The sequence below is a fragment of the Chitinophaga tropicalis genome (assembly GCF_009758205.1).
Taxonomy (GTDB): domain Bacteria; phylum Bacteroidota; class Bacteroidia; order Chitinophagales; family Chitinophagaceae; genus Chitinophaga; species Chitinophaga tropicalis.
Genome location: NZ_WRXN01000001.1, coordinates 1,237,019 through 1,260,237 on the forward strand (window position 1 = coordinate 1,237,019; position 23,219 = coordinate 1,260,237).

At 40.1% G+C, this 23,219-nt stretch carries 16 protein-coding genes and 2 tRNA genes; 12 read left to right on the forward strand and 6 right to left on the reverse strand.

The annotated features are described in order from the left end of the window. Positions 1 to 46: 46 nt before the first annotated feature. Entirely contained in the window at positions 47 to 3,268 is a 3,222-nt protein-coding gene (locus GO493_RS05240) for a TonB-dependent receptor (protein ID WP_232538740.1), read from the reverse strand. A 391-nt stretch (positions 3,269 to 3,659) separates the two neighbouring features. On the opposite strand from GO493_RS05240, the gene GO493_RS05245 reads away from it, so the two are divergent. The 9 genes from GO493_RS05245 to GO493_RS05285 all read left to right on the forward strand — a co-directional run bounded on the left by GO493_RS05245 (position 3,660) and on the right by GO493_RS05285 (position 14,709). Beyond that, a tRNA-Ala gene (locus GO493_RS05245) sits at positions 3,660 to 3,733 on the forward strand. Between the two features lie 144 nt (positions 3,734 to 3,877). After that, positions 3,878 to 3,951 (forward strand) — tRNA-Ala (locus tag GO493_RS05250). Between the two features lie 143 nt (positions 3,952 to 4,094). Continuing rightward, positions 4,095 to 4,493, forward strand: a complete 399-nt coding sequence (locus tag GO493_RS05255) for a hypothetical protein (protein ID WP_157305041.1) — start codon at positions 4,095 to 4,097, stop codon at positions 4,491 to 4,493. 68 nt (positions 4,494 to 4,561) lie between these two features. After that, the gene (locus GO493_RS05260) at positions 4,562 to 4,999 is read left to right on the forward strand and encodes a hypothetical protein (RefSeq protein ID WP_157305042.1); all 438 of its coding nucleotides are present in this window, start codon (positions 4,562 to 4,564) and stop codon (positions 4,997 to 4,999) included. A 388-nt stretch (positions 5,000 to 5,387) separates the two neighbouring features. Then, complete coding sequence (locus tag GO493_RS05265) at positions 5,388 to 5,993, forward strand: RNA polymerase sigma factor (protein ID WP_157305043.1); 606 nt, start codon at positions 5,388 to 5,390, stop codon at positions 5,991 to 5,993. A gap of 133 nt (positions 5,994 to 6,126) precedes the next feature. Beyond that, entirely contained in the window at positions 6,127 to 7,287 is a 1,161-nt protein-coding gene (locus tag GO493_RS05270) for a FecR family protein (RefSeq protein WP_157305044.1), read from the forward strand. Positions 7,288 to 7,668: 381 nt separating this feature from the next. After that, the gene (locus tag GO493_RS05275; protein WP_157305045.1) at positions 7,669 to 11,232 is read left to right on the forward strand and encodes a SusC/RagA family TonB-linked outer membrane protein; all 3,564 of its coding nucleotides are present in this window, start codon (positions 7,669 to 7,671) and stop codon (positions 11,230 to 11,232) included. Between the two features lie 118 nt (positions 11,233 to 11,350). After that, positions 11,351 to 12,808 carry a RagB/SusD family nutrient uptake outer membrane protein gene (locus GO493_RS05280; RefSeq protein WP_157305046.1) on the forward strand — a complete coding sequence of 486 codons (1,458 nt, stop codon included), beginning with the start codon at positions 11,351 to 11,353 and terminating at the stop codon, positions 12,806 to 12,808. Between the two features lie 449 nt (positions 12,809 to 13,257). Next, the gene (locus GO493_RS05285; protein WP_157305047.1) at positions 13,258 to 14,709 is read left to right on the forward strand and encodes a TlpA family protein disulfide reductase; all 1,452 of its coding nucleotides are present in this window, start codon (positions 13,258 to 13,260) and stop codon (positions 14,707 to 14,709) included. 56 nt (positions 14,710 to 14,765) lie between these two features. Here GO493_RS05285 and GO493_RS05290 read toward each other — a convergent pair whose 3' ends face one another. The 5 genes from GO493_RS05290 to GO493_RS05310 all read right to left on the reverse strand — a co-directional run bounded on the left by GO493_RS05290 (position 14,766) and on the right by GO493_RS05310 (position 20,602). Beyond that, on the reverse strand, positions 14,766 to 15,059 hold the full coding sequence (locus tag GO493_RS05290; RefSeq protein WP_157305048.1) for a hypothetical protein: 294 nt from the start codon (positions 15,057 to 15,059) through the stop codon (positions 14,766 to 14,768). Between the two features lie 434 nt (positions 15,060 to 15,493). Next, on the reverse strand, positions 15,494 to 15,937 hold the full coding sequence (locus GO493_RS05295) for a MauE/DoxX family redox-associated membrane protein (protein ID WP_157305049.1): 444 nt from the start codon (positions 15,935 to 15,937) through the stop codon (positions 15,494 to 15,496). A 9-nt stretch (positions 15,938 to 15,946) separates the two neighbouring features. Continuing rightward, positions 15,947 to 18,553 carry a protein kinase domain-containing protein gene (locus tag GO493_RS05300; RefSeq protein WP_157305050.1) on the reverse strand — a complete coding sequence of 869 codons (2,607 nt, stop codon included), beginning with the start codon at positions 18,551 to 18,553 and terminating at the stop codon, positions 15,947 to 15,949. Beyond that, positions 18,543 to 19,844, reverse strand: a complete 1,302-nt coding sequence (locus GO493_RS05305; RefSeq protein WP_157305051.1) for a glycosyltransferase family protein — start codon at positions 19,842 to 19,844, stop codon at positions 18,543 to 18,545. Before GO493_RS05305 ends, GO493_RS05300 begins: the two co-directional genes overlap by 11 nt. Next, complete coding sequence (locus GO493_RS05310; protein WP_157305052.1) at positions 19,841 to 20,602, reverse strand: hypothetical protein; 762 nt, start codon at positions 20,600 to 20,602, stop codon at positions 19,841 to 19,843. Before GO493_RS05310 ends, GO493_RS05305 begins: the two co-directional genes overlap by 4 nt. 579 nt (positions 20,603 to 21,181) lie before the next feature. Between GO493_RS05310 and GO493_RS05315 the strand changes: the two genes are divergently transcribed. From GO493_RS05315 to GO493_RS05325, 3 genes are all read left to right on the forward strand, one after another. Further along, positions 21,182 to 22,186, forward strand: a complete 1,005-nt coding sequence (locus GO493_RS05315; RefSeq protein ID WP_157305053.1) for a helix-turn-helix domain-containing protein — start codon at positions 21,182 to 21,184, stop codon at positions 22,184 to 22,186. 299 nt (positions 22,187 to 22,485) lie between these two features. Further along, positions 22,486 to 22,929 carry a MauE/DoxX family redox-associated membrane protein gene (locus GO493_RS05320; RefSeq protein WP_157305054.1) on the forward strand — a complete coding sequence of 148 codons (444 nt, stop codon included), beginning with the start codon at positions 22,486 to 22,488 and terminating at the stop codon, positions 22,927 to 22,929. Positions 22,930 to 22,965: 36 nt separating this feature from the next. Next, positions 22,966 to 23,211 carry a hypothetical protein gene (locus GO493_RS05325; RefSeq protein ID WP_157305055.1) on the forward strand — a complete coding sequence of 82 codons (246 nt, stop codon included), beginning with the start codon at positions 22,966 to 22,968 and terminating at the stop codon, positions 23,209 to 23,211. Positions 23,212 to 23,219 lie beyond the last annotated feature (8 nt).

Below are 23,219 nucleotides of genomic sequence, written 5' to 3' on the forward strand. Positions count from 1 at the left end.
CGCTTTCGTCACAGGACGAAAGCGTTTTTTTTATGTGAAGACTGTCTTAGTTAAACAGATATCTCACACCAAACTGCATCTGCCAGCGTGAAGTAATAGCTGTATTATTCACGAAGCTGTTGGTATAAGGTATCTGCCCGTCTGAGTTAGCATAAGGGAAAGAGAAGTTAGGCGTTTTACCATCTGAACCTATACCCTCAAACTTCAGGAAGTTGTTAACACTTGCCGCTTTAACAATACCCCAGTTCCTGTTCAGCAGGTTCCCTACGTTGATAACATCCAGAGTTAAACGCAGTGTATGACGGTTTTCACCGGTCTTTACAGAGATATCCTGGGTAATGTTCACATCTGCTTTTTTGTAGAATGGCAACACTACAGCGTTCGCTTTGGTAACCTCACCACGGTGCTTGGACAGGTAGCTGTCCTGGTTAATGAAGTTATTCAGCTGTGCCCATATCTGTGCAGTTGTCCTGGTATCTGCAGCACCGGATTTAACCAGGGAGATATCAGTTGCATCTTTTGGAACATAGATCAGGTCATTGCTGTATCCATCGCCATTCAGATCGCCATTATAGATGTAAGAAGTAACGCCTGCAGGCTGTGCTTCAAAGATCAGACCGAAGGTAGTGCTGAAGTATTTAGCATAAGAAACTTTGTAGGAAGCCATGGCTATCACACGGTTTGGCGTTCTGTAAGAAGCATATGCCAGGTTCGGTGAATTAGGATCTGCGCTTACTGCACGTGCACTCCACAGAGAAGAGGCAGTACTGCCGGTTTCAGCCGTGTTGCGGGCGTCAGCATGTGTATAGGCAACACTCATATACAGGTTGCCGATGGTTTTCTGTATCCTTCCTGTCAGGTAGTAGGAATATCCTTTGCTGGTATTTTTCATCAGGATACCCGTACCAATGTTCGGATCTGCCAGGGAAGTACCGCCGTAATAGTATTTATTGCTGGTGTTCAGGGAAGTGGTCAGCGATGTATTATAACGCAGACGATGATCTGAACCGTTTGTCAGCGCATAGGCATTGGTCTCATTCAGGTTGATGTTGGAGTAGTATACTGCATTAACATCTTTTGAATAAGAACCTTCAACGGTAAATACCCAGTCATCTACTTTCTTATCAACCGCCAGTCCGGATTTGATAACGGAAGGATATTTAAAGTTCTTGTCAGTCAGCGCTACGCTGTAAGCTGTGTTGGCAGCGCCTTCTGTTGGACGGTAAGTGTTAGGATCTGCACTGAAAGCTACGTTGTTCCTGGTGAAAGAACCCCATTGCACACCGTTGTTGGATGCCTGGTTGCTGATCCATACAAATGGCGGCGGACCAGAGAATATGCCTGCACCACCACGTACCTGTAAGGTATGATCGCCCAGCACGTCCCAGTTAAATCCAATACGCGGAGAGATCAGCAGTGCATTGCCCGGAGCCTTTCCGATGTTATAGCTAACGCCGTCTTTGAACTTGAGAGCGTTGAAATCAGGGTTATCCTGGAAATCCTGTTTATAGATGGTCATATCCAGGCGCAGACCGTAGGTCAGGGTAAAGTTGTTGGTAACGCGCCATTTATCCTGTGCAAAAACGCCCAGTTCTGTCGATCCTGCATTAGCCCATGGGAAGCTGCCGTCTTTCAGCGCAGAATACTGCAGATAGTAGTTCCTGGCATTAGCTGTACCGTTAGTTACGCTGCTGTAGAAATCTGACAGGCTGTTGAACTGGTAAGCGCCCTGGTAACCCGGAGCAAATGCGTTCTGATACTTCCTGTAATAGTTCTGTGTACCTGCAGTTATCTCGTGTGCACCTTTATAGAAGGTGAAGATATCAGAGAACTGGAATACGTCGGTGTTGAGCTTGTTGTTATAAGTGTAAGGCTCATATCCGAAAGAAGTATAGATGTTACCGTTATACAGGATATCTACCAGCGGGAAAGTGCTGGAAGTAGAGTGTGTAGTACGGTAGTCGCGCAGGGCGGTATAACCTACCTGCAGTTTATTGGATGCTGAGTTGCCAAAACGGGTGTTCAGCTCTGCAATGAAGATGTTGAAGTCGTTATTGATCACATAACCGCTGCCATAGAAGGGCATGGAGTTGTAACCGGGCTGACCGCCGGTGATGCCTGCTGGCCTGCTGGTGCTGGCAAACTGGTCTGAGAACGATCTCAGGTAGTTGTATTTCAGGGTCAGGGTGTTGCTGGAGTTGATGTTCCAGTCTATTTTGGCAGTGATCTTATCACTGTTGGTCTTAAAGGAATAACCTGAGTAAGCGCCCGGATCATAATTGAAATGATCTTTCAGGAAGGTGGCAAGTGCTGCCAGGGTATCGGCATTAGCCAGGGAAACACCACCTGCACTGTTTGGGGCCTGGCTGCTGCTGGATGGTTGCCAGCTGGTAGCAGGTGCAGTTTGACGGGAGGTTTCACCGTTTACAAAGAAGAATACTTTGTTTTTGATGATGGGACCGCCTATAGATGCACCGCGGATGTTGAATGAAAGGTCGGTCTTGGCTACTTCTGTGGTACCTACTCTGTACCCCTGGGTGTTTTCATTTTTGAAGTAGGTGTACACAGTAGCTTTCAGCTGGTTGGTACCGCTTTTGGTCACGGTATTGATACCTGCACCGGAAAAGCCGCCCTGGCGTACGTCATAGGGAGATACGTTCACCTGGATCTGGTCTATCGCGTCAAGGCTGATAGGCTGGGCGCTTGTTTGTCCGCCGAGACTACCTGACAAACCAAATGAGTTGTTGAAGTTGGCGCCGTCTACGGTAAAGTTGTTGTACTGGTTGCTGCGGCCACCAAAGCTTTGTCCGCCTATTGTGCTGCTGGCAGTAGGTTCCAGCCTGGTGAAGTCCTGGGCGGAGCGGTTGATGGTAGGCAGTTTTTCCAGTTGATCACGGCTGATGATCTCCTGTGCGCCCGTGCGGTTGTTGTTGAATGTTTTGTCCTGTTTGCCGGATTTTACAACTATCTCATGGAGTTGTTTGGTGTCTGGCACCAGGTTGAAGTCGCCGGTAAACTCTTGTCCCAGGGAGAGAACTATGTTCTCGATCTTTTGTTCTTTGTACCCGATGTAGGAAACAGTGATTGTGTAAGGGCCGCCAACGCGTACGTTGGGAACGTTGTAGCGCCCGTCTTTACGGGTGGTGGTCATGTACTTTGTCCCTGTAGGAGTGTGGAGTGCGATGATGGCTGCGCCGGGTATGCCGGTAGTTCCGTCTGTAACTTGCCCGTGAATTTCGGAAGTGGTTTCCTGGGCGAGTAGAAACATAGGGAGACATATCAATCCGGTCAGGAATGACAGACATTGCTTTAAAAACATGTATTTAGAATTTGGTTCGAAATAGCTAAAAAAAACGCACAAAAGTCATTTTGTTACGTTAACAAATTATTTAGATTTTGCTTGACAGATAAGCATCTATGGGATGTTAAACGGCGAAGGTACTCATAGTTTTTAATGCTTATATGAGTAATCTGCGAAATAAGAAAGTATGTCGGCGGCAGGAGGCAGATTAAGCTGATTTTAAGATTGGATTCCTTGTTATAGTAGGTGGGCCTTTAAACAGACTTTGGGAAAGACTCCCCCCTCCCAAAAAAATATTTGCAATTACCGGAAAAAGTATAAATTTGCACCTCGCTAAAGGCAGGAGCCCCTGCAATAAGGGGGATTAGCTCAGTTGGCTAGAGCGCTTGCATGGCATGCAAGAGGTCACCGGTTCGACTCCGGTATTCTCCACGCTGACATTCTAACGCTTACATTGTATGATTAAATATAATGTGGGCGTTTTTTGTTTTCACTAACAAAAAACTAACAAAGCCAATCTGATCCAATTTGGGTTACATTTGTCAGCTCTTTTCCTTTTTCGTTACTAACAAATCCGGGGCATTAGCTCAGCTGGCTAGAGCGCTACCATGGCATGGTAGAGGTCATCGGTTCGACTCCGATATGCTCCACTTTTTCTCTCTTAATACCTGTCCATTACTGCATAGGCACAATTGCAAAGAATATTCGACGTATTATTTACCGGAAAAATCCCTGCTTGCTCGAACCAGATTGCGCGCCGAATTCCTTTACATTTGGAACTTTAAACCGCCATATGGATATACCCCGTTATACTGCGTTGCTAAAGAAAAAGATCGAGGAGGCCGACGCCCATATAGAACTACGGTCTAACCCTATTTTTGAGCAAAAGCCGACCGTCCTCCACCACGAGTGGTCTTTGCATTTTGTGTCCGGCAACCCTCAGTATGATTACGGCGCCTTTAGAGACTTTAAATTCCGGATCCAGCAACAATTCGGTGACCAGGTGCAGATCCTGCCTTTCCTGGTGAATGGCATCGATGAAGCCTATCAGTTCATACACGGGCTACAGGACTTATTGCCCGATGAAGCCTCGGGCCATTTTCACCCGAAGGATATCCAGGAAAGTGATTTCACACCGGATGAACCGGTTTATGTGGTGATCGTGGAACGCACCATTTACTCCTATATATAAGAAGGTGTCCAATAGCTGTTTTAATCAATGGCGTCTGAACAATCCTTTTTTTACACCAAAGCGATAATATGACTTTCATTGACAATGATCACGACTGGCATAGATTTTTAAAAACAACCCTATTAGCTGATGAGGAAAATGCGCTGCTACCATTATCAAGAATGCAGGAGCTTTCCTATGAATGGCGACCAGAAAGCGAGGAAGAGTTTCGCACCTTTTTATTGGCTGCGCCACCCCATATCCTCGAAGGGTTTGGATTCATATGTTATGATACGCTACCGGAAATATATCACAAGCACAAGGAGAAAGTCGCGTTGCATACAGGCACCGATAAACACCTCTATTTATTCCCTGAAGAATGGTACGATATCATACCTGCAGGTTATCCGCTCATAGACATTTCCGGTGTTAAACTTATATTTGAGCGAGGCGTTACCGATAACAGTGTTCGTGCTGGATGTTTAAGTTATGGCGTGGCAATTTCAATAGTTGATAAAAAAGGATAATTTAATACTGCTTGTATCACCCAGTTGCGCATGTATTTAGGAGTTAGTAAAAACATATCCAAGAGTGGGAAAGGCAAGCCATAGATGCTAAAGAGAAATTATGCCACGAATGAAATAGCGGTGGATTCATGTCAGTGACAACTCCCCTTTTGGACATGATGCCAAAAAAGCTTTAACTTTGGAATTAAGGTGATATTCTGTCTTTCATCCTCATTACAATTGACCTTCATATCTCTTTTCTGATAAGTTTTTTCCTTCAAAATATTCTTATTAGTTATAAGACGAAGCATTGGCAGAATTGCTTCCCTGGAAGTATTGGATAATAAACGATAGAACGTTACGAAACAATTTAAATAGTCCTTACCATCCGCCACCTAAAATTTGAAGTATGTGTGCAAAGTTGGATCTTGAAGAAGTAGTAACTGCCTTTCGGCAGGGTGACAAAGAGGCCTTTCAACAGCTACATAAGGTATTTTTCCCCGAACTTTTCCGCTTTTGTAAGAACCTGCTGGAAAATGAGCAGGAAGCAGAGGACATTGCATCTGATACAATGTTCAAGCTGTATCAAAAGCGAAAAGACTTTACATCCGTGTATGCGATCCGTGCTTTTCTTTACATCTCTGCCCGGAATAGTTGCATGAGTTATTTCCGAAAATCCAAGCGGGCGCATACACATAAGATGAAGATACTGCCAACGCTACCTGTCGAACAAACCACAGAAGATATTCTGGATGGTCTCTATTATGAGGCGCTGCGCACATTGTTACATAATTACCTGAAGCAATTGCCCGAAAAACAGCAGGAGGTTATTGACCTATTATTCATACAAGATCATAGTCTGCAGGAAGTAGCAGATAAAATGTCCGTCACAGTTAGCGCCATTAAACAACACCGACACCGTGCCCTGCATCGTTTACGGGAAATTTTAAAGTCGTCCTCCTTTATTGAAGGGCTAACACTGGTCCCTTACATTGTCAGCCTCTATTTTACCTGACTCCATACACAATCCAAAAAAAAACAAAAAAAGTTGGGATTTGGTGTCTACTTTTTTTTCGCTGAGGCGTTTTAATACTGTATAAACGGTAAAAGCATTTGTTCTTATTAAATGATGCACATCAGATCCTAACATGGAGGAAGATAAATTGTTACTTAGGATAAGAGATCTCATGATCAAACATACTGCTGGTACCATTACCGCTGACGAACAGTTGGAATTGGACAGGTGGTTGGAGGAGCCTACGCATATGGCTGCCTTTGAAAAAAGAACAAATGCCGAAAGCATTCTCAGTGCGGTTGAAATGTTAGAGCGTGGAGAACAGTTGCAACAGGCAGCTTTTGAGCGCTTAAATATAAATACATCAGTCTTTAGGTCGACCATTAAAATCAGGTGGTACGCCGTAGCAGCTGTCGCTATATCTGCTGCGGCTATCATCTTCCTTTTTTATCATCGGCAATTCGATGATAAAAAGCTATCGCCTGCTTCCTCCCAGGTGGTGCTCTCTCCTGGTGGCAATAGGGCATATGTTGTCCTCAATGATGGTAGCCATCTGGACCTGGAAAAAGCACCCAATGGTAACTTGGTTTCGCAAGGTGGTGCACAGTTGATAAAATCGGATCAAGGCAGGCTGGATTACAAGCCAGCTGCTGGCAGGGAGGGCCGGACCATATTTAATACAGTGGTGACACCAGCTGGGGGACAATACCACATCATGCTCAGCGATGGAACAGGAGTGTGGCTCAATGCGGCATCTTCCATCAGGTTTCCCACCACATTTCCAGGATCCTCCCGCCAGGTAAGGGTAACTGGAGAAGCATATTTTGAAGTGGCAAAAGATCAAACCAAACCCTTCATGGTGGATTTTGGTAACAGCCAGATACAAGTATTGGGTACGCGATTTAATATAAACTTTTACGAGGGCTCAGAGCCTGCAAGCACGACGCTGATGCAGGGAGCTGTGAAAGTCAGCTCTCCTGCCGGCGCCATCCTACTCAGACCAGGACAACAGGCGGAAATAGGAAGGACCATATCAGTTACGACAGCAGATACAGCCCAGGTGATGGCCTGGAAGGCGGGTTATTTTGAATACAAACATGCAGACATTCGCCGCGTTATGGCTGATATTTCCCGTTGGTATGATTTAGAAGTAAAGTACGAAGGCGCTATACCTGAAAAGCAATTATCCGCTAGGGTCAGCCGGATGAAAAATGCGGATGACCTGCTGGAATTACTTAAAATGAGTGGTGTTAATTTAAAAGTAGAAAACAGAACTATTACTGTATTGCCGTGACAATGGTTGGGCGATTACATTGGAATTTCAAAATTAACGGAAAGTCCTCACTGTCTGGCTGTTAGTGATGCGGCAGATTGTTCTTCCCTTCTGATTGTTATTTTAATTTACGTTTTATCTTTTTCGGATGGTAGTAACGGGGTAGTATGACTTCCATATTATACCGATTCTAAGAGTATATAATCATTGTCAAATGAGAGGATCATTCTTTGTAGCGAATTATTCCCAACAATAAAACAAATGTATTTATGGCTTCATGACAAAAACCGGCCCTCGCGTGGGGCGGCGGGCCGGCTATTATGTTGTGAGGACTACAATGTAACGGCAAAAACTGCTTGACACTGCTTCATTTCAGAACCTCAACAAACACGAGTTAAAGTTATGCAAATCAACCAACTGGTGCAAATGTTCTTTGCACCGAGCGCAACACCAAAACTACTTGGTATGAAATTGTCCATTATTCTCCTTATTGCCTGTCTCCAGGTAAATGCCCGAGTCCTAAGCCAGGATAAGATTACCATTACTTTTACAAATGCCAATCTGGAAGACGTACTCGCAGAGGTGTCGCGCCAATCGGGGTTTAACTATATGTATTATGATAATAGCAAACAGTTAACGCGCAAAGTAACTATTAATATGCGTGGGGCCAGCTTGGAAGATGTTTTAGCTGAATGCTTTAAAAACCAACCACTGACGTTCACCGTATCCAAGAAAACCCACACCATCCTGATCAAAACAAAGGAACCAGCCAGGTCTCCCTCACCTGGCACTCCTTTTCTTCCGCCGTCAGTAGATATCAATGGTCAGATTCTGAACGAAAAAAACGAACCTGTTCCAGGTGCATCAGTTTTCGTCAATGGGACGAAGAAAATGACCACAGCGGATGAAAACGGTCAATTTACACTTAAAGGAGTAAGTCCTGATGCTACTATAACTGTTCGAAGTATTGGATTCAATGATACAACATTACATTTAGGTGGAAGGACAGAATTGCTTGTTCGACTTAAATTGAAGATTGCTCAACTCGGAGAGGCCGTGATTTCCGTTTCCACTGGTTATCAAAAATTGCCGAAGGAAAGGGTGACTGGTTCTTTTAGCATCGTAAATAATGAGTTATTTAATAAGCGGGTCAGTGGAGATATCATCAGCCGCTTAGAGGGAAACGTTTCAGGCATGCTTTTTAACAGGAACACTTCCACAAACGAAATAACGATCCGGGGACACAGTACATTGTTTTCTGATGCAAGTCCTTTAATTGTAGTTGATAACTTTCCATACGACGGCGATATCAACAGTTTGAATCCGAATGACATCGAATCTGTAACTGTCTTGAAGGATGCAGCTGCGGCGTCAATTTGGGGAGTGAAATCAGGGAACGGAGTTATTGTAATAACGACAAAGAAGGGAAGAAAGAACCAGGCACCACTAATTGAGGTGAACGCCAATACCTCCATTGCTCAGAAGATAAATATTTTTACACCTAATTTTCTACCTGCTTCAGCATTTATAGATATCGAGCAAAGACTTTTTGATCAGCACTTTTATGATGCACAATTATCAAGTACGTTAAAGCCGCCGGTCTCTCCTGTCGTTCAAATTTTAGATGATCTAAGGAAGGGATTAATTTCACAAGCAGAAGCTAGAAATCGAATCGATGCTTTTAGGGATATTGATGTAAGAAGTGATATATCTGATTTTTTTTATCGAAAATCATTTGCTCAGCAATATTCGATTGGTGTTAGAGGGGGGGGCAATAATAATGAATATGCATTGTCTGTTGGCTATGATAATAATAAATTAGGGCTGGTTGGTAACAAAAGTGATCGGGTTACACTTAACTCAAATCTTAGTTTTTATCCGATTAAGAATTTGTCAATTTATACCGGGTATAATTTCAGCCAAACACATGTTACCTCAAATAGTCCGATAGGAAATATCTCGACTGGTGGGCAGTATAATTCGTCAATTTATCCCTATGCCAAGTTGGTTAGTTCTAGTGGTGATGCTTTATCTATTGTTAAAGATTACAATTATTCATGGATTACGGACCCTTTAGCCCAAAACGGATTATTAGATTGGAAATATAGACCCTTAGATGAATTAAAATTCGCAGATAATACATCTCAATTGTTAGATAACCGATTGAATATAGGTCTTGCCTATAAATTGCCTTGGGGATTTGTTGTTCAAGCTAAATACCAATACGAAAAGGTTGTTTCTTCTTCCGAGAAATATTTTAGCGACTCTACATATTATGCCCGTAATTTAATAAATAGGTATACGGATTTTAGGCGTTCAAATCCACAACGTACCGTTTATCCTATACCAATTGGTGGAATTATGAATCAGAGTAATAATGAAATTTACTCTCATCGTCTTCGTGCAGAAATGGATTATAATGCAACGTGGAATGAAGTGAACAATTTAACCACAATTATAGGTGCTGAAATAAATCAGACAGTAAATAAATACGAAAATCCGAGTACGGTATATGGTTACAATAAGGCGAGTGGAAGTTCGCAACTTGTGAATTTTGTAGATTATTATGTTAACTTCCCGAGTGGTAATTATAATTTGATTCCCAATGCTTTGTCGATTGGTAGGACTACAGACAGGTTTGTCTCATATTTTGGAAATGCCGCTTATACGCTTGCCAAGAAATATACGATATACGCAAGCGGTCGAATAGATAAATCTAATTTATTTGGGGTGAAAACTAACCAACAATCTGTCCCTCTTTATTCTTTAGGACTTTTGTGGGATGTGACAAAGGAGCATTTTTATAATGTTTCCTGGCTTCAAATTCTCAGTTTAAGAGGAAGTTATGGTTACAACGGAAATATTAATAAAATTGCTACAGCTGTTACAACAATTAGGCAAGCTAGTAACAATCAGTTTTTAGGTATCCCATATAACTTTGTGGCAAGTCCCGGAAATCGTTTTTTAAAATGGGAAAAAATTCGCATTGTCAATTTAGGTGTTGACTTTGCGACTAAACGGAATTTAGTTGCTGGGAGTATAGAGTTTTATTTTAAGAGAGGACTTGACCTTTTTGGATCATCTCCGTTGGCACCATCAACCGGCAATTCAACTTTTTTTGGAAATACAGCAAGCACGAAAGGTCATGGTTTTGACATTACATTGAACTTTTCTATTATTAATAGCAAATGTTTCAAGTGGAAATTGAACTTCCTTCCAAGCTACGCAATCGATAAGGTTGCCAGCTATGATGTTAAATCTACACCAAGCCAATACCTGTTTGCATCGGCAGACGGTGCATCAATCACACCAAGCGTTGGGAAACCGATTTTTTCTATATATAGTTATAAGACTGGCCCACTATCGAACGAAGCCGGTGATCCTCAAGGATATTTAAATGGGAAATTAAGCACCAATTACAATGCTATTATTTCAGCTATGAAGTCGGTAGATAGTCTCAAGTATATGGGTTCTTCAAGACCTGTTTATTTTGGATCCCTAAGAAATTCAATTTACTTCAGGTCTTTATCGCTATCATTTAACGTTGTTTATAAATTAAAATACTATTTCCGACGATCTTCGATTTTTTATAACAGCCTATTTACTCAATGGACTGGTCATGAAGACTATTTCCGGAGATGGGTGAACCCTGGAGATGAACGGACAACAACTGTGCCGTCGATGCCAGTAAACGTATCAAATTTGAATGCCTCAAGAGATGCGTTTTACCGATTTTCGGAAAGTTTAGTTGAAAAAGGCGATCATATTCGGCTTCAGGATATTTCATTAAGTTATGAATTAAATAACAAAATCGTTAAGGGTTTTCGCACACTTACAATATACGGATATGTAAGCAACGTAGGTATTATTTGGAAGGCAAGTAATCACCGTGTTGATCCAGATGTTTTTGCCGGTGATTATGCATCTCCAAGGAGCTATTCAATTGGATTTAAGGCATCGTTTTAACACGGATTGAGATCAATTTTCGTATCAATATTCGAGAATAGGAACGAACGTAAAACAGTGCCAATAGCATCTCAATTGGTACAATATATTTCATCAAAATATATTATAAAAAGATATTATGAAGTCAAGTTTTTTAGAAATTGTTTGTCGGAAGACGAAACAATGGCAAGTATCAAAAAGCACAAGAAGTGTTTTGGTTGTTGGAATTGCAGTATCCACAGTGTTTGCAGCTTCTGTTACGATGGTTAGTTGTAAAAAGCAGAATGAGTTCTTACGGGAAGTACCAAATGATGCCTTGGTAATCCCAAGGTCCTTAGGGGATCTCCAGAAATTGCTTCAAAACGATGCTATATTTAATCAGACCAATCCTGGAATTGGACAAGCATCAACTGATGAATTCTATGTTTCTGATTTTGATTTTATAGATAATCCTGGTTTGGATCAGAATGTGTATATCTGGGCAAAAGATATTTATCCGGCAACGCAAAGAATAAATGACTGGAATTATCCATATGCGGAAATTTATAATGCGAATGTTATTTTAGATGCATTGGAAGTAATTAATATATCACCATCTGATATTTCTCAAGCAAATGCCGTAAAGGGATCTGCGCTTTTTTTTCGTGCTTTGTCGCACTACAACTTGCTGCAGCATTTTGCTAAACAATATGATAGTGCAACTGCACAAACAGACCTTGGTGTCCCATTGAGGCTTACGGCTGATCTTGTAAAAAAATCAACTAGAGCCACTGTCCAACAATGTTATGACCAAGTGATAAATGATTTAGTTGAAGCAATTCAGTTGCTGCCGATTGAAGCCGTTAATATTGAAATGCCGAGTATTTTTGCTGCCCAGGCTTTGCTTGCCAGGGTTTATCTTACAATGGGGCGATTTGACAGTGCTTTTGTATACGCTAACTTAGTCTTGGCTAAGAAGAATTCACTTTTTGACTACAATAACTTACTGCCAGATCCTACTCGTTTGACCTCCGGAAGCCAATTTCCACTTCCAGAGATGCTATATTTAACTACGATGGTGAACTATTATTTTAATTTCCGCACAGTTGCAGCGGTAGATTCTGTATTGTATAATTCATATGGTTCTAACGATCTACGTAAAACATCTTTCTTTTACGAATCATCAGATGTTCCAAGATTTAAGGGAAATTACCAATTGCTAAAGCCTGGATATCTATTTGATGGTGTAGCAATTGATGAGCTCTTCTTAATTAGAGCTGAAATTTATGCCAGAAGGGGGGACTATTCTTCAGCAATGAATGACTTAAATACATTACTTGAAAAGCGGTGGAAAGCGGGGACCTTTGTAAAATTTACCGCCGTTGACGCAGATGAAGCTCTAAAATTGGTGCTATTAGAAAGGAAGAAGGAATTATTTTTTAGAGGTGTACGTTGGACCGATTTAAGAAGGTTGAATAAAGATCCCAGGTTCGCCGTGACCTTGACTAGGAAGATTAATGGCCAAGTCTATACTTTGCCTCCCAATGATCCTAGATATACTTTTGCTATTCCTGATCAAGAAATCCAAATAAGCGGTTTGGAACAAAACCCCAGGTAATTCAAATATGAATATGTTTGAGATTAAAACTGGCGATTGATTCTTAATTTATGAGAGTTAGAGTGTAGTTGTAATGCTTAAGCAACGAGGTGTTTCTAATGGATATAGTATCAACTAACGCTGGATGACGAAAAAGTTAGGATTCTATGAAGTTGGATTGCTTAGCTATTAGCATGTTCAATAGTGCTGCGCCGAATAATAGACATCATTGTTGTAATCTGGGGTTTTTGTTTCGTTGCCATTTTCCGATATTTCATTGTAGTTAGAATTAACTAAAGAATTATTTGAGCTATTCTAGTTTTCATTTACTTGCTAATAATGTTAATCACGTTAGCCTCGATTTTTAAAATTCATTGAGAGCAATTTATTAGGAAATGGATTGCAAAAAGAAGTGCGAAGATTTGAAACCTCGCTTTCAATAAACTAGTTATTTCTAAAAAGTAAAACATATGCAAACTCTTGCAGTAAAGATTTTTATTGGGCTATTTTTAATTCCTTTTCAAATCAAGGGGAGCACAATTACAGGGCTTGATTCAGTCAGGATTTCGGGACTGTTTTCATTTTTAAAGAAAGTTGACACTGTAATTATTTATGAATATCCTTTAGGTTATGCCTTGTCGGATATTTCGTATAAAGAGCATGTTATTCGAACACAAAATGGAAATTTCCAAATTAATCTGCCAATACAAAGGAAATCCGCGACTATCTGTATACGGTTTCCTTCTCACTATGACAAAAGCTCGTTAGTTTATCTTGTTACTCCTGGAGATAATGTTATAATAAAAGAGGAGGATGCAATGTATTCTTTCAAAGGGACAGGTGCAACGAAATTTTATTTGGCAAATAGGCTAAAGGAGATTTCGAATCAGATTAAAGGGCGTTTTATTTTAAATGATAATAACTTGGACGAGTTATTTAAAAAGGAAGAGACTGTCAGAAAGAAAAAGCTAGAGATTATTGACTCGCTTCATAGTGCTATTCCACAAAATGTTGCAGACTACTATAAAGCCCAAAGCATTTTGACATCTAAGACAAATATTTATTTGTTGTTAAATCTTTCAACCTCTCGTAAGAATTTAAATTATGAGAATCGAATAGCGCTGTTAAATAAGTATTATTATGGTGGCCGACGGACAATAGAGGAGGCATCATTAGGGGATCCTTGCTTGATTAGTTCTGAGTATTTCGTAAAATATGTTATTGAAAAGTATCGATTTGATTCTTGTACCTTCATTGGTAAAGACTTTTCTGTGTTTAGCTGCTACAAATATGTAACAGAACATTTCACTGGTGAAGTAAGAGAGAAGTTAATTGCAGCTTTATTGAGCGAGTACGAGTTGTATATTGTTGCGGATGAACTTGTTGCCTTGTCTAATGATGCTCATACATATTTAAGAGATGAAATTATATTGGAATATTTTAGAAAGATGCTAAAGGCAAAGTTACCAGGGGGAAAATTGCCCGAGTTTTACTTGACCGGATCAAGTGGCAGAGCTATTAGGTTGTCGCAACTAAGAGGGACAGTTTTATTATTAGACTTTTGGTTTACTTCATGTGGTGGCTGTAGAGAAATTCACCCGTTATTAGATAGTATACGCGATTTATATAAAGGATTGCCATTTAAGGTTGTGAGCATTAGTGTGGATAAAAATAGAAGTATTTGGTTGGAAAGTTTAAAAAAGGGAAAATATACATCGCCGGAAAATATTAATCTTTATACTAGTGGTAATGGGCAGTTGGATCCGATCATTACTTTTTTTAACATAAATGCTTATCCAACTTTATTATTAATTGACAAAGATGGAAAAGTTATGGGAACACCTAGGGATCCGAGATTGGATAATGGTGTTGGGATGATTTCGATGATCAATCTCGCGTTGAAGGAGAAAAAGGATAAGTAATATACAAGTGCCAAGTATATCTGGCACTTGTAAAATCAATAATCCACTAAAACGACCTAGCGATGAATATCGTTAGGATGAGTGAATGATGCAACATTGGCAGGTGGAATAGGCGTGTTAGCAATCGGTGTATACCCTCCTGTTGTTTGCACTGTACAATAGGGAGAGGTTACACCTGCTTTGGGTGCCCTGCAGAGCAAACTGGTAGAAAGGGTATAGGTATAGCCATTTGCTCCATCTGTTATTACATAGTAAGTAGATCCTAGAGATTTGTTCGGAGCATTTGAAAATGCACTGGCAAGCCCAACCAAGCCAAGTAATGCAAAGAATCCTAATTTTGCGTTTTTCATTTTTTAATGTTTTTGATTAACAAATAATAATACTTAAAGGTTTTTATAGGATATCATTCACGCGTGAAATAAGTTATCTATACATTTTTCCAGCCTGGGTAAAAGACGTTGTTTTATTTGCTGGGATAGGTGTATTCCATTGAGGCGCATATCCTCCGACTGTTTGAACTGTTCAATAAGGTGACGTACTACATAGTCTTGGTGTTCGGCATACTGTATTTCCTACAATCAGCCCTGTAACAGTATCCACAAGTAAGGTCTGTTACTACTTACCAGGTCTGGCCAAGACTCTTTTGTGAGATATTTGAATAGGACGTGGCAAATCCTAAAATATTACAAAGGGTAAATAAGCATATTTTTAAACGTTTTCATAAATTGAGTTTAATAGTTTTTATAATTACATATAGACACCAACAGTCTGATCTTACTTTGTTTCATGTATAATGCTGCGGAAGGTTGCTTCTGATCGTTTTAGATTTCGACATCAAATACCCTGTTAAAGCGACCCCCAAGAAGAATAAATTGAATACCAAGTGCTGACCCCAGGTAAGTTTTTCTATTACTCCGCCACAGGAGCAGGGCACACGGTTGAAGAAATTTAGTAAGATCGTTGTAATATATACTGTGAACATTCCCATTAGAATGACAGATGCTAACAATGCCTTTTTACTTTTTGACTCAATCATTAACAGAACTGATAGTACTATTTCTGAGGCTGGTATTAGAAAAAGTAATCCCCATGACAAAAATGTTGGAAATGGTTGCGCCATCATTTGCCTTTTAGAAAGGGCAGGGTCAAAAATTTTGCTAAAGCTCGCGTAGATAAACAGTAATATAAGTAAGCCTCTACATATAGTAATAACTGTTTCTTTTTTCATATTTAAGGTTTATAAAATGAAGGATTCATTTAGTAGATGTGGTTTTTCATAATGGAGTAGGAAATAATCTATACCTGCATTTCCGGCAAGAAAGTCTGCACTTGGCATACTGGAGTTGATCGTGTACCATTTTATGGAATCTCCGTCCTCTTCTTCTGCGTACGTGTTAAGAATTACTTGGCAAATGTGCTTTGCTCTATCGTGCCATATTGATTTTTGGGTGAGGCGATAAGCATGGAGATATGTTAATCCAATGCCAGGTAAGCCACTGCCTAAACTAAGTTGTTCAGAGATAATATATTTTGGAAATGCTTCCAGAGATGCTTCAGCTAATTCAATAAATCTGGAAATTTTGAATCTTTCATATGCTTTCAGAAGGCATAGTATGATGCCGGTATTGCCTAAGTCTAAAAAGTAATCCGTTGTTTTTGATTTCGGATGCATTGGCCATTCTATTCTTTCACCAACCCTAAAACTTGTAGTGATTAGCCAATCCATGCCCTTAATAGCGGATTCTTTTACCCGTACATTCTTTGAATAGTGATAATACTCGCAGAGAAAGAATATTATGCCCGCAGCTCCCCATGAAAATCCTGTATAGGAACGTGTTTGACTTGGACTTCCCTCTTTTGGAAAGTTCCAGGATCCATCTTTCTGTTGGCGAGATATGATTTCATTGGAACAGTATTCTAGAATTTTATTTTTAAAGGAGGTGTCCAGATAATTTCCCACAAACATTGTTGTTAATCCTAACCCAGCTATACCTTTCCCAAGGCTTAATTCTTTTGTGGTTTGACTTAACAGCGCATGGATATATCCAAGCACTTTTTCACCATGAATAATTGATCCGGTACGTATGCCGATAGCAAGACTAACCGCCAGCCCGTAGCTTCCGTGATATAATCCTGGTGATATCCGCGAGGGTTGGTCAAGATATTCCATCTGCAACCAGTCCCAGCCCGCTTCGATTTCTTTCTTTAATAAGGAAGTGTCATAGCCGTTTTCTTTTAGGAGACATAATACGTATTGTACTCCTGCAATTCCTCTATACCACCCGCTATTAATCTCGCAGACTGCTGATCGGTTCGCCACATATGTTGGTTTGTCTACGTTAGGTGAATACCACAATCCGAGGGAGTTTGCAAGCTTGCCGGAACAATAGGCATGAATGTGACGCTGGATATAGGTGCTTGGGATTGGATTTTCAATGGATTCTACCGGAGGCGTGCGATGTTTGGTAAGGAAGGTGATATACTTTTGAACATCGTTTTGTACTTCAGTTAAAGTCGGACGTTTATTTGGATCCGAATTCAGACAGGTAGCAATCAAATTTCCTATGTAATCATCTTTAGTAAAGAATTTTATTCTTTCCGATAGTGTATTTAACGATTTTGTACTGAATCGAGTGGGGTGTAATCCAGGGATTAACGTTATCATCAAAGCCCCGATGGCGAAGATATCCTCTTTGATTGTTGGGTCGTTGGTTTTTACCTGTTCTGGCGACATAAATCCTGGGGTGCCGAAATTAAATGGTGGATCCTCCTTAAAATCAACCTTTGAGTAACATAATTCCAGGTCTATCATTCTTATCTCTCCCGATTTCTGTATCAAAAAATTAACTGGCGTAATATCCCGATGAATGTACCCCATCTTGTGAAGCAGATCTATAATTGTGATAATTTGTTGGAGATATCCTAGTATCTTCAATTGTATTTCAAGGTTTAAGTCCCACCAGCACCGACACTGGGAAAGCTCGCCTCTGTATTGCTGCAATTGAATTCCATTAATATACTCCATAACGAGGTAGGCATTGTCATCCTGGTCAAAGTGATCAATGATTGAGGCAACCGGAACATGGCTTTGCAATTTGGTTTGAATTCTATATTGAAATGCAATCCTATCCTTAACTGTACGTCCTGAAGGATCGAAGTACATATCTTTTTTCCCTTCCTTTATGACGCAAAGCTCAAATTTGAATTTCCACCAATTTTTAATGTTAATTCCCAGGTAGACATTACCTTTTATGTCACTTTTAAGCATATCAATTTTCAGGTAGCTACCGTTTAATATTCGACGATTCTTTTGTGGCTTTTTAATGCCCGCAAATGGCCATTTCCCCCCTTTAGGATATTTAAATGGAATATTAATTTGATTTCCATACCTGGTGTATAAGGTACCACCAAGGTAGGCATCGGTTGGAATAGCAGCTCCACGCAAGCCACTTGTGAATTCTATTATTGTTGTAGCAAGTTCTTGTGCTTGTTTTTCTGAGATGGGGTAAATACAAATTATTTTTCCCAACTGCTCATAACCATAAGTGGCAGAATAAAGTTGAATAGCAGTTTCTTGATCAATTGCAACTTTAAAAGGTATGTGTTCTTTTTTTAAGACAGGAACCAATTTTTTAAGGACATAGGATATATCAAAAAACATAATTGATATATCCAAGATCCAGCCTTCAGTATTACTTTCTCCTACCTGGAGGTATGGTTCGTCGTACTCGTACTTTAGGTCGAACTCATCCAGAATATCCGCATATTGCATGTTTTGAGTTTCCAATTTTAAGACGCTTGGAATACCAGCAGGCGATTTTTTATTTACAATCTCACGCAGCATAATGGATCTTTTTTGACTTTTCTGTTAAAGGGGAAGCACTGAATTTCGTGTTTTCGTTATTCAAGAGATTCAAGCTTTGTAACATCGCTCGAATCCTTTGTCGCACTCCTGTAATCTTTAGTGCTATGGGAGTATGAAGCTTTATTAGTATAAGGTCTTCATCTGAAAAGTATTCAGGATGTTCTTTCTTTATATTTAAAAGATGCGAGAATAGCATCTGCGCCTCTTTAATCCTGCCACTTTTATAGGCGGTAAAATAGTAACAGAATAATAAGCGCCATTGATACAATGATTCATCGTTATAATGAACACGAATGTCCGGCTTGGGGTTTTGAACAAAATATTTATAGCAAAACCGACTATAATAATATGCTAGTTCCCACTCTTTATAATCAATGTAGTGCTCTATTACAGGAGCTAAGGATTCTGCCTTTAATGGATACTCAAGAAACGCATTAATGTATTCTCGTTTTACATTATGCCAGGGGTAATGCAATGCTTGTTTGTTTTCTGCTATCTTTTTAAAGAGCATGAATCGGACCTCTGGATTTTTGGCTTCAAGAGTTAGTGCTTCATTGAAATGTTTTTCGGCCAACTTATATAGCCTGGTAGCCTCCAACTGGTCTTTGCAATAATATGCTGCTGCGTTATAGCTGTCCCCCAAGAAGTAAACGGCGCGGAAGTTTCGGTGTCCCTCTCTAATGTGCTTATCAAGCATACTTGCGTAGCCCAGAAATTTACCAACTACATCACCCTTCCAGGAGGCGCCAAGGGGTTCCTCAATGATTTCAATTTTAAACTCGTACTGCTTTACAATTTTAGGATCGGTATAAACTAATGTTTCATGAATCGGGCTTTCCCAATAGATATCTTTGGATAATCGGTATAAGCCGTGTCTGGTGAATGTTTCTCTGCCAATCCGTTGACGTACTGCATAGTAGTCCGCTGTGAGGTCATCTTTTTTAAAGGAAGGCTCGATTTTTACAAGTTCGTCACAATCAACCGTAAAACCCCATGAAGTATTCAAATCCCAGCCGAGTTCACTAGCCTTCTCTTTTAGCATTTTTAGGGCATAATTCCTTGAATTGCAAAAATTGTCAAATGGCCTTTGAAAAATAAAAGTGGGTATATTGTGATTCATGCCAAATTGACTAATGATACTGATTGTATCATCACTTGAGCCTGTATCTACTCCCACAATCATTTCAATAATTGGAAGTGAAGATGTAAGCATTCTACCGATTATGTGTGCTTCATTTTTGCAAATAAAATTGAGCGCAACTTTGTTCATGACTTATAAGATTTCATGTTTTGGAAGAGAGACTGTAGTTGTTCAGAAGTGAAATATTCAGGATGTATCTGAGATATTCTCCATAACTCGTAGAAGGTATCTTCTGCCTCCTTGGAAAATTTAATATGACCGCAAATGGAGGTATGATAGTACAATATTTTCCACTGATAGAACAGAACGTCTCCGAACCATCCTATTTCTTCGGGCACCTTTCCGAGATATTGTTCTTTCGCTATAGATGAGTAGATATACCCGAGCCCGTATTGCTTAGAGTTACGATAATATTGAATTACATGTCGCATGGCTTCTCCACGGCCATTGTGGTAGTTACTGGCACTTAGGAGTGTTTCCTCTACTTCTCCCCAATCTTTTCCTTGCAGCTCTTTGGTGAGTCCAAGCTGCCACTGGGCGAAGTATCTGACTTCCTTTTCCATTTTGTCATCTTCCAGGAAGGTCATATAGTGATCCTGCGCATGAATTAGCAAATCTTGCCGGCTTATTCCATTTTCACAATATTCCGCCGCCTGTTGGCAATAATATCCTCCATATAGAGAAATAAGTGATTGTTGGTTAGCTGTTTTACAATGGAGTTGGTTCCAAAGCGTAAGAAATTGCTGAAAGGAAGTTTCTTCCAATAGTTTTGCGTTAATGGCTAATGCGTCTGCCCTGGTCATAAAATTGGTCAGTACAGGAAGTTGTTCAGGCGTAAGTTGAACGATGCCGTCAGATAAGGTATCTGCAGTGACTAGTGGTTCCATAAAATAATACTAAGGTTATAAATATTAGGGTATATATCTTTCTAGTATATTCTGATTCCAGTAGGGCGGACGTTTGTGAAATTCCGCAAATAGCTAATATTATTATTAATCAGTCATGAATGGATCTGTCATTCGACAAAGAAAGGCTATTCTATCATTATTAAATCTGCAAAGGGAAACCGGGACCCCAACAAGTTCGGTTATAGCCTTTGTGTTCGGTTTGCAGAAAATCTGTTCAATTTTTGACTGCATAACCGTCTATTTAATGTTTTCCGGTAACTGCCAGACTTATCAGTTGCCTTGATATTGGATGGCTTTCTTATAAATAGACACCATTGTACTAGTAGAGGGAGGGTAGTACAGGAAAAAAATAACAAAGCAGAAAGGGGATTAAGGTAGCCTATCAGATAAAAATATTGCAATATTGTTTATCGCATTAACATGAATATGCCATGGTTTAAAGTACTTTTTTTAAAAACAATTGCTTAATTTTAAGGTGCTTGCTTGTCTTAGAGCCCTCACTTTTTTAGTTCCTACAAAAAGCCTTTTGGCATATTTTGGTTTTAAAAGTGAATTTCTATGAACAGCGTTTTGCCAATTGAAATCTCTCTATCAAAAAAATCGCCTCCGGCAGTATGGGGAAAAAGTTTACCCGAAGCATTAACTAGTTATAGGCTCCCCAACCAATCCACCTATTATCTCGGGTTAAATCGTACTGCGCATGTAGTCGCTAGGCAGTTATTTCGAAACCAGACACTGGCATGGATTAATCATTTCTTAACTGGAGGGAAACCTTACAACTGCTTTGTTAAATCCAAAGAAAGGTGTATAATATTTTATTATGTAATGCAGGGGAGTATCGAGTACCGCAACAGAATGCAACATATCGCGGCAGCTCGTGGTAATATAAATTTACTCCCAGCAATTGACCATGAGTTCCTCATAAGAGAAAACAGCGAGTTGTTTTTTCTTTTCATCCCGGTGGAAATGTTAAATGGCTACAAACATACTTTCCCGGTGATTTCCCCATTATTGTCGTGGACTAATGAACAGGATTTGGTTGCACTCAATGAGCGCGACATACAAGATGATGGCCGGGTTAATCAATTGATAGCACAACTTGTCCTGGCAGGAGTAGTGATGGGAGAAGATCAATCTAACATGCTGGTGGAGAAACTCATTATTGCAGCCTTGGACCAGCTCTTTCCATTCTTCAGCGAAATCTGGATGCCTTCTAATTATAAAGCTGCCGTGCAAGTCGCAAGGTCAGTGATACTAACCCATCTGCATGAAGGACGGCTTCCATCTTTGGAAGGGCTATCGAGAATGGTTGGCATGAACACAAGGAAGTTGGAAACTATTTTCAAGCAGTATTGTAATACCAGCATGTTGGATTTTTACCATGAAGCTCGAATGGAGGCGATATACCGGGCGCTGCATGATCGGAATAAGTGTCTACGTGATATTGCGGATGGCTTTAATTATGAGGACTATTCGACATTTTCTGCTGCAGTGAAAAGGAAGTGGGGGAGAGGCCCGAGGGATCTCCGTAATGGTCTGTTTATGTTACAGAATAGCTGCTAATGTTTTACGCACCGAATTACGACCGTTCCTAAGTTTTCATACGATTGATCACAACTATTACAGCATTTACTCCTAACTGAAACTATAAGAAAGGAATCTAACTTTGTTAGAAAGGTTTTAATCTTGTAGATTAAAGCCATCCGCATTCAGGAGTAGAAGGAAATGCCTTTTCCCCTTCTATGAAATGGAGTCAAGTCCTGGTTGCATATTAATGTTTGCCTTTGTTATATAAAGCATGATCTTTCAGGGGGAAACAATCTTACCAACTTTTAGCCACAACTTCCATGTATTGACGTGTTATGAAAAAGGATCGAATTGTGTTTATAATTGCAGTGCTGCTGCAAGTTCTATTTCTATATGCTGCCGTGAGCAAAGTGTCTGATATGGAGAAATTCCGAACGGAAGTTGGGCAGTCTCCCGTACTTACATATTTCGTCCAGCCTGTATCAATTGGTGTGCCAGCGTTTGAACTAGGTATTGTTGCCCTCTTGTATTTTGAGGCAACAAGACTTCTGGGATTGTATCTCAGTCTCTTTTTAATGACCGCTTTTACGGCCTATGTCATTGCTATAATACGCTTTGCATCATATGTGCCATGTTCTTGCGGTGGCATACTTTCAGAAATGAATTGGCAACAACACTTGGCCTTTAATATTGTATATACGGGGCTGGCACTTTTAGGCGTGCTTTTCGCTGAGACTATTCCATCTGCAATTAATAAAAAGGTAACGCCTGCAACCTGAATGTGGGCATAGTTATACATCAAAAATCCAATCTTTATGAAGGTTCAAAAAATTGCGATGACGGGCTTGTTAGTTATGACCGGTATTGCTGCTTTTTCTATGAAGGGATATCGTCCTATCGGTGATTATATTTACGGTAAAGTGCAGGGGCAATGTCAGGCTCTTTGTGGAACAACAGTGAGCAACATTTGTACTGTGGGTTCTGATGACGGTAAATATTATGCTCTTATCAATTGTACTACGCAGTATTTAAGTATCAGATATGCTAAACCGGGTAGTTGAACCATATA

Coding starts and splice junctions, on each gene's coding strand:
- GO493_RS05285 (WP_157305047.1), top strand. CDS start 13,258: ATGCAAACTCTTGCAGTAAAGATTTTTATTGGGCTATTTTTAATTCCT.
- GO493_RS05325 (WP_157305055.1), top strand. CDS start 22,966: ATGAAGGTTCAAAAAATTGCGATGACGGGCTTGTTAGTTATGACCGGT.
- GO493_RS05270 (WP_157305044.1), top strand. CDS start 6,127: ATGGAGGAAGATAAATTGTTACTTAGGATAAGAGATCTCATGATCAAA.
- GO493_RS05300 (WP_157305050.1), bottom strand. CDS start 18,553: ATGCTGCGTGAGATTGTAAATAAAAAATCGCCTGCTGGTATTCCAAGC.
- GO493_RS05320 (WP_157305054.1), top strand. CDS start 22,486: ATGAAAAAGGATCGAATTGTGTTTATAATTGCAGTGCTGCTGCAAGTT.
- GO493_RS05305 (WP_157305051.1), bottom strand. CDS start 19,844: ATGAACAAAGTTGCGCTCAATTTTATTTGCAAAAATGAAGCACACATA.
- GO493_RS05290 (WP_157305048.1), bottom strand. CDS start 15,059: ATGAAAAACGCAAAATTAGGATTCTTTGCATTACTTGGCTTGGTTGGG.
- GO493_RS05240 (WP_232538740.1), bottom strand. CDS start 3,268: ATGTTTCTACTCGCCCAGGAAACCACTTCCGAAATTCACGGGCAAGTT.
- GO493_RS05265 (WP_157305043.1), top strand. CDS start 5,388: ATGTGTGCAAAGTTGGATCTTGAAGAAGTAGTAACTGCCTTTCGGCAG.
- GO493_RS05280 (WP_157305046.1), top strand. CDS start 11,351: ATGAAGTCAAGTTTTTTAGAAATTGTTTGTCGGAAGACGAAACAATGG.
- GO493_RS05275 (WP_157305045.1), top strand. CDS start 7,669: ATGCAAATCAACCAACTGGTGCAAATGTTCTTTGCACCGAGCGCAACA.
- GO493_RS05295 (WP_157305049.1), bottom strand. CDS start 15,937: ATGAAAAAAGAAACAGTTATTACTATATGTAGAGGCTTACTTATATTA.
- GO493_RS05310 (WP_157305052.1), bottom strand. CDS start 20,602: ATGGAACCACTAGTCACTGCAGATACCTTATCTGACGGCATCGTTCAA.
- GO493_RS05315 (WP_157305053.1), top strand. CDS start 21,182: ATGAACAGCGTTTTGCCAATTGAAATCTCTCTATCAAAAAAATCGCCT.
- GO493_RS05255 (WP_157305041.1), top strand. CDS start 4,095: ATGGATATACCCCGTTATACTGCGTTGCTAAAGAAAAAGATCGAGGAG.
- GO493_RS05260 (WP_157305042.1), top strand. CDS start 4,562: ATGACTTTCATTGACAATGATCACGACTGGCATAGATTTTTAAAAACA.